Origin of the sequence: Mycobacterium sp. M23085, from assembly GCF_045343915.1 — a bacterium.
Classification (GTDB): Bacteria; Actinomycetota; Actinomycetes; order Mycobacteriales; family Mycobacteriaceae; genus Mycobacterium.
The window spans coordinates 4,252,609-4,267,429 of record NZ_CP174280.1 but is presented as its reverse complement, the minus strand read 5'-3'; the positions used below and the strand labels follow the sequence as shown (position 1 = coordinate 4,267,429).

Here is a 14,821-nt window from a genome sequence, read left to right as displayed (position 1 = left end):
TTCAGGCGTGCCGACCGGCCTCCTGTACGAGCTGAACGCGCGACGTCAGGCCGAGCTTGGCGTAGACGTGCGTCAGGTGCGTCTGCACGGTGCGCGGTGAGATGAACAGCCGCGCACCGATCTCCTTATTGGCCAGTCCTTCCACCACCAGCCGCGCCACATCGTTTTCCATCGGGGTCAGCGACTGCCAACCGCTGGCGGGGCGTTTGCGCTCGCCGCGGCCGCGTTGCGCGTATGCGATCGCCTCCTCGGTGGACAGTGCCGCGCCCTCGGCCCAAGCGATATCAAAGTCGTTCTGCCCCAGTGCTTCTCGTACCGCAGTCAGCACCGCATCGTAACCGGCCTGGTACATCGGCAGGCGGGCGTGCCCCATGCGCTGTCGGATCCCCACCGCCGCACCCAGCAGACGCGCCGCATACGGATGGTTGCCAGCGTCGGCAGCGATGCGGGCCAGGCATTCCAGGACGTCGCAAACCCGCAGGTACCCCTGGGTGCGGACGGCCAATGCGAGGGCGTCGTGAGCGTCGCGCAAGGCCCGTTCGGGATCGTTCTGCGCGATAGCGAGGAACGCGGACACGGTCAGCGCCCTCATGCGGTACCAGCCAGACACCACGGCCAGGGTGTCGTCGGCCCAACGGCGCGCGACTGCCAGATCACCGCAGGACAGCGCGGCCTCATTCATCGGGGTGACCAGTCTGGTGAAGAATACGCGCTGGGGATTGGTGTGCTGCCAGGCGTTTTCGGCCGCCCGCAGTGCCGCCGCTGCGTCACCGGCTGCCATGGCGGTGTTGGCGAACAGCGCATACACCGCGTCCTCCAGGAACCCGCCGATCGCCTCGGCGGCGGTGAGGGCCGATTGCGCCTCCTGGTATGCGGCGGCCACGTCACCCTGGAACACGTGCACCGTGCCGCAAGCCACATGGCCATAGACCTGCATCATGAGGTCTCCGGCCGCCTCCGCCTCGTCGACCAGTGCACGGCTGACTCGGCCGCCCCCCTCGATGTCTCCCCGCATCGTCAGCGCCACCGACAGCCATGCTCGACAGTGCCGGGAGAAAAACCGATCGCCGAGCGCGTCGGCGAGGTCACGTCCCTCTGCGGCGGCCGCGCATCCCGCGATCGGTTCGCCCCCCATGCAGGCGATGGCCGCTTGATAGCTGAAGATTTGGCACAGGCTCCACCGGTCGGAGGTCGCGCGCGCGAGATCAATCGCCTCGGCGAAATAGCACCGGGCCTCCTCGGCGCCGAAGTACACCAGCCTCCCGCGGGCGATGAGGGCCCGGGTGATCAGTGCCGGGTCGTCGAGCTGACGAGCGACGGTCAGGGCCTGCTCTGCCCGAGCCGGGTCCATCGGAGCGCCGATCCATGCCGAGAGGACCGCTTGTTGGGCCACCGCGGCCACCCACACCGCCGGTGCCATCGGCGAGCGATCCTCGCCGGCCAAAATGGCCTCCAGGCCGACCAGTGCTTCCTTCACCCGGCCGCCTCGTAACCACAACGGCCGCAGGGACTCGATGAGCTGCAGGCCTGTCGCCGGGTCGGAGTTCTCCAGGCTCCACGCGAAAGCGGCGCGCAGATTTTCGATCTCGGCTTGTGCCCACGCCAGCAGCTCATCGTCGCGGGCGTGGCCGCGCGATTCCAGCTCGGCGACTTTGGCGGCGTAGTAGTCGCGGTGGCGGGTGCGCACCGTGTCGGCCTCGCCCGACTCGCCGAGCTTTTCTTGGGCGTATTGGCGCACGGTCTCCAACAACCGGTATCGCATTCCCTCGCCGCTGTCCTCGGCAACCACCAAGGATTTGTCCACCAGCAAGCTGAGTTGGTCCAGTAGCTGATAGTGCTCCACTTCGCTGCTGGACCCGACCGCCTGGGCAGCATCGAGGTCGAACCCCCCGGCGAACGCCGCCAGCCGGCGGAACAACACCTGCTCGGGCTCGGTCAGCAGAGCATGCGACCAATCCACCGACGCTCGCAGCGTCTGCTGGCGACGCACCGCGGTGCGCGCACCCCCGGTGAGCAACCGGAACCGGTCATGCAGGCTGTCGACGATCTGGGCCAGCGACAGCGCCCGAACCCGCGCCGCGGCAAGCTCTATCGCCAGCGGCATCCCATCGAGGCGCCGACAGATCTCCTCCACTAGCGCGGTATTGCCCTCGCCGACAACGAAATTCGGCCGGGCCCGGCGGGCACGGTCGGTGAACAACTCGATCGCGTCATCGGTGAGCGACAAGGACGGTACGCGCCAGCTCAGTTCACCGGGTAAGCCCAACGGCTCACGGCTGGTGGCCAGAATCGTCAACTGCTGGCAGCCTTCCAGCAACTCAATCACCATGGCACCGCAGGCATCCAGCAGATGCTCACAATTGTCGAACACCAACAGCATCGTCTTCGCACCGATGAACCGGGTCAGCAGCTCCATCGTTGAGCGTCCCGGCTGATCGGGCAGACCCAGGGTTCGGGCGACGGTCACCGGCGCCACGGCCGCGACGGTGACCGGCGCCAGATCCACATACCACACCCCGTCGGCGAACTCGTCGGTCAGCCGCGCGGCGATCTCGACGGCAAGCCGGGTCTTACCGGCCCCGCCGGCACCCGTCAACGTCACCAGCCGATTCGCGGCGATGATCTCTCGCAACTCGGCCATTTGAGCTTGGCGCCCAACAAAACTCGTCAACCGAGCGGGAAGGTTCTGCGCGGCGGCCACGGTCCGCACCCGAAGTGGCGGAAATTCGTTGAGCAGATCCGGGTGGCACATCTGCACCACACGCTCGGGACGCGGCAGGTCCCGCAGTGGGTAGCTGCCCAGTTCGGCCAACCACACATAGTCGGGTAACCGATCCACTACCAACGATTCAGCGGCGCCCGACAACACCGTTTGCCCACCGTGGGCCAAGTCGCGCAGCCGCGCGGTCCGGTTGATCGTCGGGCCCGCGTAGTTGGCGTCGTCGCGCAGCTGAATCTCGCCGGTATGGATGCCGATGCGCAGCCGGATCGGGGCGAGCGGCGCCCGCTGCAAGTCCAGCGCGCACGCCACCGCATCGGACGCCCGGGCGAAGGCGGCCACAAAGCTGTCGCCCTCGCCTTGTTCGAGCGGGCGCACGCCGTCGTGCGCCGCGACGCACTGGTTGACGGTTTTGTTCAGCCGGACCAGTGCGTCGGTCATTTCCGCGGGTTGCGTCTCCCACAACCGCGTCGAGCCCTCGACATCTGCCAGCAGCAACGTCACCGTCCCGGTTGGCAGCAAATCGCTCACGCCAAAATCGCTCCAGGTTAGCGCTGGATTCTCTGCACCTTGGCTCATGGTAGTCAGCATCGCCTTCCGGTTGAAGGTAAACATCGGCCAGAACGCGCAGATCCGCCATCGGTGCATGCGGATCTACGACCCCCGCGCGCACAGAAATCCGCGTAGTGGCGGATGGTCTTGTCCGCGCTGCGCCGGATAGTCGACTCAAACCGACCGAGGAGACCCGATGACAATCGCTCAGACGACCACCCACCCAAGCGTTTTCGAAGCCGGCCTGCCCGTCATCGCCTACGACCACCTCACCGATCCCGACGAGGCGCACCGCATCATCGGCGCCGCCCGCGAGCTGTCGCCGATCGCGATGGGTCCGCACGGGCCGGAAGTCTTGAGCTACGAGCTGGTCCGAACCGTATTGCGCGACAGCAGGTTCGTCACCGCGCACGGGCTGGGACTCGACCTGCAGGGCATCACCTCCGGCCCGCTGTGGCACAGGGCGATCAGCAATATCCTCGGGCTCGACGGCGCTGCGCATCATCGGCTGCGCCGGCTGGTGTCGAAGGCGTTCGCGCCGCGCGGGGCGCAACGGCTGCGCGGGCTGGTCGTCGAGGTCATCAATGGCTTGGTGGAGCCGCTCACGGCCGTGGGCCGCTGCGACGTCGTATGCGATATCGCCCGCCGTTACCCCACGCCGGTCATCTGCGCCTTGCTGGGCGCGCCGCCCGAGGACTGGGACCTGTTCAGTGACTGGACCGATGACCTCAAGAAGATCTTCGATTGGAACGTCGCCGAGGACGGGCCGGCGATCTTGGCCGCCTGGGATCACCTGGACGCCTACCTGGAAGAGCTGATCGCGCGGCGGCGCGCATCGCTGTCCGACGACCTGATCTCCGAGCTGATCCGAAGCGAAGAGGACGGTGACCGACTGAGCCACGACGAACTGCTCATGCTGTGCGCGACCCTGCTGGCCGCCGGTACCGACACCACCCGCAACCAGCTCGCCGCCGCGGTGCAGGCGCTGGCCGACCACCCCGACCAGTGGGCATTGCTTTCCCAACGCCCCGAGCTGGCAACCCAGGCGGTGCACGAGCTGATGCGTTGTTACCCAATTGTTTTCGGTGCCGTGCGGCGTGCCGCCGAAGATGTTGAACTGGCCGGAGTCCGCATCCCCGCCGGCACCTTCGTGCTGGCCAACACCGCCTCGGCCAACCGCGACGCCGGCGTCTACGACTCGCCCGGCCGCCTCGACATCACCCGAGAGGACCCTCCGGCGGTACTCACCTTCGGCGGCGGCGTGCACTACTGCCTCGGCGCCCACCTCGCGCGCCTCGAACTGGCCGAAGCGCTGCGGGTGCTCACCCGACGCATGCCCAACCCCCGCCGAACCGGCCCGGCCCCGTGGAAGGCGATCAGCGGGATCACCGGCCCCGTCACCCTGCCGCTGGAATTCGACGTCGGGCACTAGGCGGTCTCGCGCGCTGCGCGATTAGTGTTGTCAGCCATGACTGGCTGGACCGCCGCAGATCTACCCTCGTTCGCCGAACGAACCGTCATCATCACCGGTGCCAACAGTGGGTTGGGCGCCGTGACCGCCCGCGAGCTGGCCCGACGAGGGGCCACCATCATCATGGCCGTCCGCAACATCCGCAAGGGCGAGACGGCGGCCCGTCAGATGGCCGGCCAGGTCGAGGTGCGAGAACTCGACCTGCAGGACTTGTCGTCGGTGCGCCGGTTCGCCGACGGGGTGAGCAAGGCCGACGTGCTGATCAACAACGCCGGCATCATGGCCGCCCCCTTCGCGCTGACGGTCGACGGCTTCGAGACCCAGATCGGCACCAACCATCTCGGTCACTTCGCGCTGACGAACCTGTTGCTGCCCAAGCTGACCGATCGGGTGGTGACGGTCTCGTCGATGGCGCACTGGCCCGGCAGCATCAACCTCGACGACCTGCACTGGCAGCAGCGGCGCTACTCGCCGTGGTTGGCCTACAGCCAGTCCAAGCTCGCCAACCTGCTGTTCACCAGCGAGCTGCAGCGCCGCCTCACCGCTGCCGGTTCGCCGCTGCGCGCGCTCGCCGCCCACCCCGGCTACTCGCACACCAACCTGCAGGGCGCCTCCGGCCGCAAGCTGGGCGACACGCTGATGTCGGCAGTCACCCGGCTGGTCGCCACCAACGCCGATTTCGGCGCCCGGCAAACCCTGTACGCGGCGTCCCAGGATCTGCCCGGCGACACCTTTGTCGGCCCCCGCTTCGGTCAGTTGGGCCGCACCCAACCGGTCGCGCGCAGCCGGCGTGCCCGCGACACGGCCACCGCCGCGGCGCTGTGGTCGTTGTCCGAGCAGCTGACGAAAACGAAGTTCCCGCTCTGAGCTCATCGGTCCCACCTGCCACCGAATTTCCCCTCTGAGGTGCAGATGCGCTAACCTGGCCGGGCGTCACGGCGAGGGTGGCTGGCTGGCCAGCACCGTTATCGACGGAGACCGACGAATCGTCGCGACCCCGGCCGTGCCCCGAAACACAGGCGAGCACACAGGAGCGACAAGATGGCCAAGCAAGCACTCAACCAGTTGAAGGTCGCGGTCCGCGCCGAGACCGGCAAGGGTGCGTCCCGGCGCGCGCGGCGCGACGGCAAGATTCCGGCCGTCCTCTACGGCCACGGAACCGACCCCCAGCACCTGGAACTCCCCGGGCACGACTTCGCCGCGGTGCTCCGGCACGCGGGCACCAACGCGGTGCTGACCCTCGACATCGAGGGCAAGGAGCAGCTGGCGCTGACCAAGTCGCTGGACATCCACCCCATCCGCCGCACCATTCAGCACGCCGACCTGCTCGTCGTGCGCCGCGGCGAGAAGGTCGTCGTCGAGGTCCGCGTCGTCATCGAGGGCGAGGCCGTGCCGGGCACCCTGGTGACCCAGGACGCCAGCGCCATCGAGATCGAGGCCGACGCCCTGTCGATTCCCGAGCAGCTGACGGTGTCGGTTGAGGGCGCCGAGCCCGGCACCCAGTTCTCCGCCGGACAGATTCCCCTGCCCGACGGCGTCAACCTGATCTCCGACCCGGAGACGTTGGTGGTCAACGTGGTTACCGCGCCGACGGCCGAGGAACTCGCCGAGGAGGGCGCGGGCGAGGTCACCGAGGAAGCCGCGGCGGCCGAAGGCGAAGCAGAGGGCGAGGCCGGCGAAGAAGCGGCCGCCGAAACCGAGTCCGAGTAACCGGATCACAACGTGGCCGAGCCGTTGTTGGTCGTCGGCCTGGGCAATCCCGGAGACAACTACGCCCGGACCCGGCACAACATCGGGTTCATGGTCGCCGACCTGCTCGCGGCGCGGATGGGTTCGAAGTTCAAGGCGCACAAGCGTTCCGGCGCCGAGATTGTCAGCGGCCGGCTCGCCGGGCACTCGGTGGTGGTGGCCAAGCCGCGCTGCTATATGAACGAATCCGGCCGTCAGGTCGGGCCGTTGGCGAAGTTCTACTCGGTGCCACCGGGCGACATCGTCGTCATCCACGACGACCTCGACCTGGACTTCGGCCGTATCCGGTTGAAGATCGGTGGCGGCGAAGGCGGCCACAACGGTCTACGATCGATCGCTAATGCTCTGGGCAGCAAGGACTTTCAGCGGGTTCGCATCGGAATCGGTCGGCCACCGGGACGCAAGGACCCGGCGGCGTTCGTGCTGGAAAGCTTCACCGCCGCCGAGCGCGCCGAGGTTCCCACCATCTGTGAGCAGGCCGCGGATGCGACCGAGCTACTGATCGAACTCGGCCTGGAGCCCGCGCAGAACCGAGTCCACGCCTGGTAGGGCCAACCCCGGACTAGGTGACCAGGCTGACGGAGGTCGAGCGCCGCAACTTGCCCGACGGCGTCTTCGGGATGGTCCCCGGACCGAGCACCACCACGTTGCGCGGCCGCACGTCGACCTCGGCCACCACCTCCCGGGCGACCTGGTGCTCGATGCGACGCACCTCGGCCTGGTCCTGGAAGGCGTTGGACTCCACGGCCACGGCGAACGTCTCGCGGGAGTGTCCGGCGTCCAGCCGCACCGCCACGGCGCAGCCGGGCCGCACCCCTTCGACGCGGCAGGCGGCGCGCTCGATGTCGGTGGGATAGATGTTGCGGCCCGCCATGATGATCACGTCCTTGACGCGGCCGCAGACCACCACGTGGCCTTCTTCGGTCAGGTAACCGAGGTCGCCGGTGTCATACCAGCCGTTCTCGTCCTGGGCCGAGATGAAGCCGCCCATGGTGAGGTAGCCGGGCGTCAGCGACTCGCCGCGCAGCTCGATGACACCGACGCCGCGGGGCGGCATCACGTCGCCGTTCTCGTCGATGATGCGCGCCTCGAGGTCGCGCAGCAGCGGACCGAGCGTGGCCAGCCTGCGGGTGTTGCCCTTGGTGGCCGGCACCGCGCGGCGCAGCGCGGCCAGCAGGTCCGCGTCCACCTCGTCGACGACCAGGCCGGCGTTGCACTCAGAGAACGACACGGCCAGCGTCGTCTCGGCCATGCCGTAGGCGGGCAGGATCGCCGAGGGCCGCAGGCCGAACGGCTTGCCGGCGTCCAGCAGGTCCTCGACGTCGGCGGGTTCGACGGGCTCGGCACCCGAGAGCGCGAAGCGCAGGGTGGACAGGTCGAAGTCACCGGGCTTGGCGTTGCGGCGCAGCCGCTTGGCCAGCAGCGCATAGGCGAAGTTGGGCGCCGCGGTCATAGTGCCCTTGTACTTGTCGATGAGCTTGGCCCACAGCAGCGTGTCGCGCAGGAAGTCCATCGGGGTGACCTTGACCAGCTCCGCACCGAAATACATGGGGATGGTGAGGAAGCCGACCATGCCCATGTCGTGGAAGCAGGGCAGCCAGCTGACCATGACGTCCTTGGTGACGTCGTACTGGGCGCCGATGAACATCGCCTCGGCGTTGGAGTAGATGTTGCGGTGGGTGATCTGGACGGCCTTGGGAGATCCGGTCGAGCCGCTGGTCAGCTGCATCAACGCGAGCGCATCCTCGCCGACCTCGACGGGTTCGATGGGCTCCGCGGCCAACAGGTCGGCCACGGTGACGACCTTGATGCCCTTCTCCTCCAGCACCGGGATGGCCACCAGAAACGGCTCGGAGACGACGACGGCCTTCGCCTCGATCATGCCGATGACGTTCATGGTGTCCTCGGCCCAGACGGCCAGGTCCGTGCGCGGCGTGGGCTGGTGCAACATGGTCAGGCTGGCCCCGCGCATCCACAGACCCTGCGCCGTCGGCGCGATCTCCACCGGATACCCGGCGAGCACACCGACGGCGTCGCCATGCCCGATGCCCGCGGCGGCCAGGCCACCCGCGATGCGGCGCGCGCGCTCGTGGACCTCGCCCCAGGTGTGGCGAACCGGTTCGTGAGGTTCACCGGTGACCATGCCCGTCGTCGCGGACCGGGCATTGCGGTACATCTTCTCGGTAAACCTGCTCACAAACCCCTCCTCGGTTCCAGCCCTCGTCGCAACGCCCGGAATCTCATGTTCCGCCGTCGGGTAACACTTCGCCGCAAGCACGCAAACACAGTTGGGCGGCGGTTAGGTCTCGGATCGATGATGTGTCCGAGCCCGCCGCAAGCCGGCGCCGCTCGGCCACTCGATGCGCACGAAACAGGCCCGAGAAGCCTTGCCGGGCCCGATTCGATCGCCCGCCCGGACGCCCGGCGGACGATGAATTCAAGTGATCTTGCTCAACGCTTCCCGTCACCGCGCATTATCTTAAGCTCCTCTTAGGGACGCGCAAAACTAATGCGCAAATTGGGAAAATTTTCACACCTCGGTGGGTGCGGGGACCACGCGCGCGCCCACCACCGGCCCGCTGGCGACCCGCACCGTGCGGCAGACACCCGCCCCCGACACCTCCGCGCCGACGTCGACCGCAGCGGCGGCCGACGAACACAGGAACGCACACGTGGGGCCCGAACCGGAGACGATGCCCGCCAGCGCGCCGGCCTGGACACCGGCGCGCAGCGTCCGCCGCAGGGCGGGGCGCAAACTCACCGCGGCCGCCTGCATCTCGTTGCCCAACAGCGGCGCCAACTGCTCGGCATCCCCGGCGGCCAGGGCGGCCAGCACCGGCCCCGGAGCGGGCAGCCGGGGCGGATCGCCCGCCTCGCGCAGCCGGTCCAATTCGGTGAACACCGCCGGCGTCAGCAGCTCGCTGTCGGCGAACGCCAATACCCAGTGGAAGGTGTTGCGGGACAACACCGTCGCCAACTCCTCGCCGCGACCGGTGCCCAGCGCGGTTCCGCCGTGCAGCGCGAACGGCACATCACTGCCCAACCGGGCGGCCAGCATGCGCAGGTCGCGGCGGGGCACGTTGAGTTCCCACAACGAGTTCATCCCGACCAGCACGGCCGCCGCGTCGGCGCTGCCACCCGCCATGCCGCCGGCCACCGGAATGGATTTGTCGATCATGATCGACACGTCCGGCGCCCGGCCGACGTGTTCGGCCATCAGCTCGGCGGCCTGCCAGGCCAGGTTGCGTTCGTCGGTGGGCAGCTTCTCGGCGCCCTCGCCGACGATCTCGAGCGAGAGCACGTCGGCATTGCGGACAGTCACCTCGTCGAGCAGCGAAACGGCCTGAAAGATGGTGTTCAGCTCGTGGTAGCCGTCCTCGCGGCGGTCACCGACCGCCAGGTAGAGGTTCACTTTTCCGGGCACCCGAACGGTGACCGAGCCGGTGGGAACCCACTGGGCGGCGGTATTGCCGTCAGACGCTGACACCGCAGCAGACTATCGCTGCTGGGAGCCAACCACACGCATCGGCGCTGTGGCGGCCCGCCGTCAGCCGGCAGACGCTCCTTGCTCGGCGGTCCGCGCGGCCGCCTCGGCGGTGCCGTGCGGCCGATCGGCGGATCGCTGCAACAACCGGACGAAGTCGTCGATCGACAGCGTCTCACCGCGGCGGGCGGGGTCGATGCTGGCGGCCAACAGCCGATCCGCCGACTCGTTGCCCGAACCCGCCCAGTCCACAAACGCGTTGCGACAGGTCTTGCGCCGCTGCCCGAACGCGATGTCGATCAGTTCGAACACCTGGTGGCGGAAGGCCTCGTCGGTGGGCCAGGGCGAGGTCGCGTACCGGTCGATGCGGACCAGCCCCGAATAGACCCGGGGAATCGGCCAGAAGACGGTCGGCGACACCATGCCGCAACGGCGAACCTGACCGTAGAAGCGCACCTTGACGCTGGGCACGCCGTACTCCTTGCCACCCGGCTCGGCGGCCAGTCGCTCGGCGACCTCGGCCTGCACCATGACGGTCACGGTTCGAATGGACGGGAACTCGGCGAGCAGGTGCAACAGCGCCGGCACGGCGACGTTGTAGGGCAGGTTGGCGACCAGGGCGGTCGGCTGCACGGCGAGTTCGTCGCGGCGCAGGGTCAGGACGTCGTGGTTGACCACCGTGAGGCGTTGGGCCTCGCTGTTGGAGTGCTCGGCGACGGTTTGGGGCAGCCGCTCGGCCAATACCGGGTCGATTTCGACGGCGGTGACGGCGGAGCCGCGATCCAGCAATGCCAGGGTGAGCGACCCCAGACCGGGCCCGACTTCAAGGACGTGGTCAGCGCGGCTCACCCCGGAGGTCGCAACTATCCGGCGCACCGTATTGGCGTCGTGGACGAAGTTTTGGCCCAGGGATTTCCGTGGCCGAAAATCAAGTTCTTTGGCCAGCCGCCTGATCTCGGTACGCCCGAGCAGCCGGATGGTCAGCGCGCACCAGCTCTTCCACTGCAGACTGGCCACGCACCCCAACCCTGGCGCTCACGGGTCACCTCGGCAACGGTGATCTGCTCCTCGCGGGTGGCGAGGTCGGCGCGGGCGGCGAACCGCAACCCGCCGTTTCGCTCCCACGTGCCCTGGTCGAACTGCACACCGCCGTAATACCCATTACCGGTGTTGATAGCCCAGTTTCCGCCGGCCTCACAGCCCGCGATCGCATCCCAGATGGAGCCGTCGGTGACCGGAGGCACTTCGGTGCCGGGCTTGGTGCCGATCCGGACCACCGAGTCACGGGCGGGGACGATCACCGTGTTGGCGATCGGCAGCCGGCCGGTCTCGACGCCGTTGACGGTCGCCACCGAGAAGGTGACGTCCTGCGTGCCCGGGCTGCCCGGATCCTCGACGACCTGGCGGCTCATGTTCATGCCCGGATCCTCGATACGACGGGCACTGGGCGGCAGCGGGATGCGCTCGGTCACCTGATGAATCCGGTTCCGGGTCACCTGGACTTCCATCCCGTCGACGATCGGCGCCGTCGCGGGGGGCGTCACCTGATCGCTGTCGAGCAGCGGGGCGCCGGCGGCGCTCAACAGGCCGGCCACATTCGGCGCCGCCAGGTGCACGTTGCGGATCGCGCCGCCATCGTTGATGCGGACGGTCTTGGCGCTCACGACGGGCAGCGCCATCCCGGCGAGCGGAACGCGGCTGGCGCGGTTGGCCGCCGCCGGGGCGGTGTCGGTCATCGCCAGCTGGGCCAGCGCTTCGTCGACGGTGGACGCGGTGGTCCACACCTGCTTGGTGTCATGACCATCCAGCGAGATCTGCAGGGGGCGGCTGCGCCGCAACACGATCTTGCCGGCGTCATGAATCGCTACGTCACCGGCGGGATACAGGTCGTCGCGCTCGTCGATGACGAAACCGTTCTCCTGGACGACGTCGATGACCCGGGACTTCATGGTGGTCACCCGCATGGCGACCCCGTCGACGGTCAGCGTCACCGTCTTGCACACCGAGACCGCATATCCGCCCGCGAATGCCAGGACTACCAACAGTCCTCCGACTACGAGACGCAACAGTGGCGAAGGATTCTGATGAAGTTTTGTCAATACACTCAACGCGCGTTACCCAACCCTCAACAACCCACTCATTCGGCAGCAAGTCACAAATTAAGGGCCCGCAGGCCCTACCGTTCGATCACAAGACGGTAACGAACCGGTCAACGTACGGCAACTCCAACGCGGCGATGTTATAAGAATCGCCTGGTCGTTGACGTCACACTGTGACCAATCCGTACACCCGCGCAGCGTTGCGAGTTGTTATCTCGGCCAGCTCTTCTGGGCGACGATCCACCAGTTCGGCGATCGCCCGAACAGTATAAGGAAGGCAATACGGCTCATTCGCCGTCCCCCGATAGGGGTGTGGCGTCAAGAATGGCGCGTCGGTCTCCACCAGCAACTGCTCCAGCGGTATCGACGGGATGGCTTCGCGCAGGTTATGCGCATTGCGGAAACTCGCGGTGCCGGACAGGCTCAGCAGCCATCCGGCGTCCACGCAGCGGCGGGCCATGGCCGCATCCGAGGAAAAGCAGTGGAAGATCACGGCGTCCGGGGCGCCCTCGGCCGCCAGCACGTCGAGCACCTCGGAGTCGGCGTCCCGGTTGTGGATCATCAGCGGTTTGCCGCACCGCTTTGCCAGGTCGATGTGCCAGGCGAACGCCTCCCGCTGCACGGCCGGCTCGGCGCAGCCGTCCAGGCGGCCGGGCCAAAACAGGTCCAGGCCGGTCTCGCCGACGGCCACCACCCTGGGATGGGCCACGAGTCGCTCGATTTCGGTGCGGGCGGCGTCGTCGAGCGCGTTGGCGCGCGTCGGATGCAATGCGACCGCGGCATAGACCCGCGCGTCCCACTCGGCGGCGCGCGTGACCCAGCGTGCCGACCCCAGGTCGTCGGCGATCGTGACGACCGCGCGCACTCCGACCGCCGCGGCGCGGTCCACGATCGCCCGCACGTCCTCGGCGTCGGCGGCACCGCACGCATCCAGATGGGTGTGCGCGTCGACGAGTGGGCGCAACGGCTCGGGCGCCGGGGGCGGCTGACGATTGGAACTCACGCGCACACATTATGGGGCCCACAAATAAGGTTGAGGGCGATGAGGCCCTATTACGTCACCACCGCGATCACCTACCCCAACGGCGATCCGCATATCGGCCACGCGTACGAGTACATCGCGACCGACGCGATCGCCCGGTTCAAGCGGCTCGATGGATTCGATGTGCGGTTTCTGACCGGCACCGACGAGCACGGCCTCAAGATGGTCGAAACCGCGGCGGCCGAGGGCATCCCGACGCCCGAGCTGGCCCGGCGCAACTCCGACGTGTTCCAGCGGCTGCAGGAGCGGTTGAACATCTCCTTCGACCGGTTCATCCGCACCACCGATCCCGACCACCACGAGGCGTCCAAGGAGATCTGGCGCCGGATGTCGGCGGCCGGCGACATCTACCTGGACACCTACTCGGGCTGGTATTCGGTGCGCGACGAACGGTTCTTCGTCGAATCGGAGACCGAACTCCTCGATGACGGGACCCGGTTGGCCACCGAAACCGGCGCCCCGGTGACCTGGACGGAGGAGCAGACGTACTTCTTCCGGCTGTCCGCCTACGCCGACAAGCTGCTGGCCCACTACGCGGCGAACCCGGACTTCATCGCCCCCGACGCGCGGCGCAACGAGGTGGTCAGCTTCGTCTCGGGCGGGCTGCGCGATCTGTCCGTCTCGCGCACCTCGTTCGACTGGGGCGTGCAGGTGCCCGAGCATCCCGACCACGTGATGTACGTCTGGGTCGACGCGCTGACCAACTACCTGACCGGGGTCGGCTACCCCGACACCGAATCCGAGCAGTTCCGGCGCTACTGGCCGGCCGACTTGCACATGATCGGCAAGGACATCATCCGGTTCCACACCGTGTACTGGCCGGCGTTTTTGATGTCGGCCGGAATCGAGTTGCCGCGCAGGGTTTTTGCGCACGGGTTTTTGCTCAACCGCGGCGAGAAGATGAGCAAGTCGGTGGGCAACGTCGTCGACCCGGTAAACCTGATCGACACGTTCGGCGTGGACCAGGTGCGCTATTTCTTGTTGCGGGAAGTTCCGTTCGGACAGGACGGCAGTTTCAGCGAAGACGCCATCGTCACCCGGATCAATTCCGATCTGGCCAACGAGTTGGGCAACCTGGCGCAGCGGTCGCTGTCGATGATCGCCAAGAACCTCGACGGGGTGGTTCCCGAACCCGGCGAACTGGTCGCCGCCGACTCCGAGTTGCTCGCGGCGGCCGACGGTCTGCTGGAACGCGTGCGGGCAAGTTTCGACTCGCAGGCGATGCATCTGGCCCTGGAAGCGATCTGGCTGATGCTCGGCGAGGCCAACAAATACTTCTCGGCACAGCAGCCGTGGGTCCTGCGTAAGAGCGAGTCCGAGGCCGATCAGGACCGATTCCGCACCGTTTTGTACGTCACCTGCGAAACCGTCCGCATCGCCGCGCTGCTGATCCAGCCCGTGATGCCCGAGTCGGCCGGCAAGCTGCTGGACCTGCTCGGGCAGGCCCCCGATCAACGAACCTTCGCCGCCGTCGGCACCCGCCTGGCACCCGGGACGGCGCTGCCCGTCCCGGCGGGTGTGTTCCCCCGCTATCAGCCGGTTTCCGACGTCGAGTGAGCAGAAGGTAGTGCTGCCGACCGGGCAGAGCACCCCGCACCGGAGTTGAGTGAGCAGAACGCGTCGCGCGCCGACCAGGCAGAGCGTCCGCCGCGGACGTAAAGTGAGCCGAAAGCGTGAAGTGGAGTAACCCGCGTGTTAACACGAA

Annotated in this window: 11 protein-coding genes; 5 read left to right on the top strand and 6 right to left on the bottom strand. The window is 67.7% G+C overall.

Annotated features, from left to right (window positions below; genetic code table 11):
- Position 1: 1 nt before the first annotated feature.
- Entirely contained in the window at positions 2-3,310 is a 3,309-nt protein-coding gene (locus ACIUM1_RS20150) for a LuxR C-terminal-related transcriptional regulator (protein ID WP_406814346.1), read from the bottom strand.
- Between the two features lie 157 nt (positions 3,311-3,467).
- Here ACIUM1_RS20150 and ACIUM1_RS20145 point away from each other — a divergent pair, with 157 nt between their 5' ends.
- The 4 genes from ACIUM1_RS20145 (at position 3,468) to pth (ending at position 7,040) form a co-directional block, all read left to right on the top strand.
- Complete coding sequence (locus ACIUM1_RS20145) at positions 3,468-4,703, top strand: cytochrome P450 (RefSeq protein WP_406814345.1); 1,236 nt, start codon at positions 3,468-3,470, stop codon at positions 4,701-4,703.
- A 36-nt stretch (positions 4,704-4,739) separates the two neighbouring features.
- Positions 4,740-5,609 carry an oxidoreductase gene (locus ACIUM1_RS20140; protein ID WP_406814344.1) on the top strand — a complete coding sequence of 290 codons (870 nt, stop codon included), beginning with the start codon at positions 4,740-4,742 and terminating at the stop codon, positions 5,607-5,609.
- Positions 5,610-5,783: 174 nt separating this feature from the next.
- On the top strand, positions 5,784-6,452 hold the full coding sequence (locus tag ACIUM1_RS20135; RefSeq protein ID WP_406814343.1) for a 50S ribosomal protein L25/general stress protein Ctc: 669 nt from the start codon (positions 5,784-5,786) through the stop codon (positions 6,450-6,452).
- 12 nt (positions 6,453-6,464) lie between these two features.
- Positions 6,465-7,040, top strand: a complete 576-nt coding sequence (pth, locus tag ACIUM1_RS20130) for an aminoacyl-tRNA hydrolase (protein ID WP_406814342.1) — start codon at positions 6,465-6,467, stop codon at positions 7,038-7,040.
- A 13-nt stretch (positions 7,041-7,053) separates the two neighbouring features.
- Here pth and ACIUM1_RS20125 read toward each other — a convergent pair whose 3' ends face one another.
- From ACIUM1_RS20125 to ACIUM1_RS20105, 5 genes are all read right to left on the bottom strand, one after another.
- Entirely contained in the window at positions 7,054-8,688 is a 1,635-nt protein-coding gene (locus tag ACIUM1_RS20125) for a fatty acyl-AMP ligase (protein WP_406814341.1), read from the bottom strand.
- A gap of 333 nt (positions 8,689-9,021) precedes the next feature.
- Positions 9,022-9,978, bottom strand: coding sequence for a 4-(cytidine 5'-diphospho)-2-C-methyl-D-erythritol kinase (locus ACIUM1_RS20120; RefSeq protein ID WP_406814340.1), 957 nt, complete (start codon positions 9,976-9,978; stop codon positions 9,022-9,024).
- Between the two features lie 60 nt (positions 9,979-10,038).
- The gene (gene rsmA / locus ACIUM1_RS20115; RefSeq protein WP_406814339.1) at positions 10,039-10,992 is read right to left on the bottom strand and encodes a 16S rRNA (adenine(1518)-N(6)/adenine(1519)-N(6))-dimethyltransferase RsmA; all 954 of its coding nucleotides are present in this window, start codon (positions 10,990-10,992) and stop codon (positions 10,039-10,041) included.
- Positions 10,956-12,083 (bottom strand): transglycosylase family protein, encoded by a 1,128-nt coding sequence (locus ACIUM1_RS20110; RefSeq protein ID WP_406814338.1) that lies wholly within the window; start codon positions 12,081-12,083, stop codon positions 10,956-10,958. Before ACIUM1_RS20110 ends, rsmA begins: the two co-directional genes overlap by 37 nt.
- A gap of 157 nt (positions 12,084-12,240) precedes the next feature.
- Complete coding sequence (locus tag ACIUM1_RS20105; RefSeq protein WP_406814337.1) at positions 12,241-13,083, bottom strand: TatD family hydrolase; 843 nt, start codon at positions 13,081-13,083, stop codon at positions 12,241-12,243.
- A 33-nt stretch (positions 13,084-13,116) separates the two neighbouring features.
- Between ACIUM1_RS20105 and metG the strand changes: the two genes are divergently transcribed.
- Positions 13,117-14,673, top strand: a complete 1,557-nt coding sequence (gene metG / locus ACIUM1_RS20100; protein ID WP_406814336.1) for a methionine--tRNA ligase — start codon at positions 13,117-13,119, stop codon at positions 14,671-14,673.
- Positions 14,674-14,821: the final 148 nt, after the last annotated feature.

Bases quoted from the DNA above. Each gene is read 5' to 3' on its own strand.
- ACIUM1_RS20150 (WP_406814346.1), bottom strand. From the start codon at position 3,310: ATGCTGACTACCATGAGCCAAGGTGCAGAGAATCCAGCGCTAACCTGG.
- ACIUM1_RS20145 (WP_406814345.1), top strand. From the start codon at position 3,468: ATGACAATCGCTCAGACGACCACCCACCCAAGCGTTTTCGAAGCCGGC.
- ACIUM1_RS20140 (WP_406814344.1), top strand. From the start codon at position 4,740: ATGACTGGCTGGACCGCCGCAGATCTACCCTCGTTCGCCGAACGAACC.
- ACIUM1_RS20135 (WP_406814343.1), top strand. From the start codon at position 5,784: ATGGCCAAGCAAGCACTCAACCAGTTGAAGGTCGCGGTCCGCGCCGAG.
- metG (WP_406814336.1), top strand. From the start codon at position 13,117: ATGAGGCCCTATTACGTCACCACCGCGATCACCTACCCCAACGGCGAT.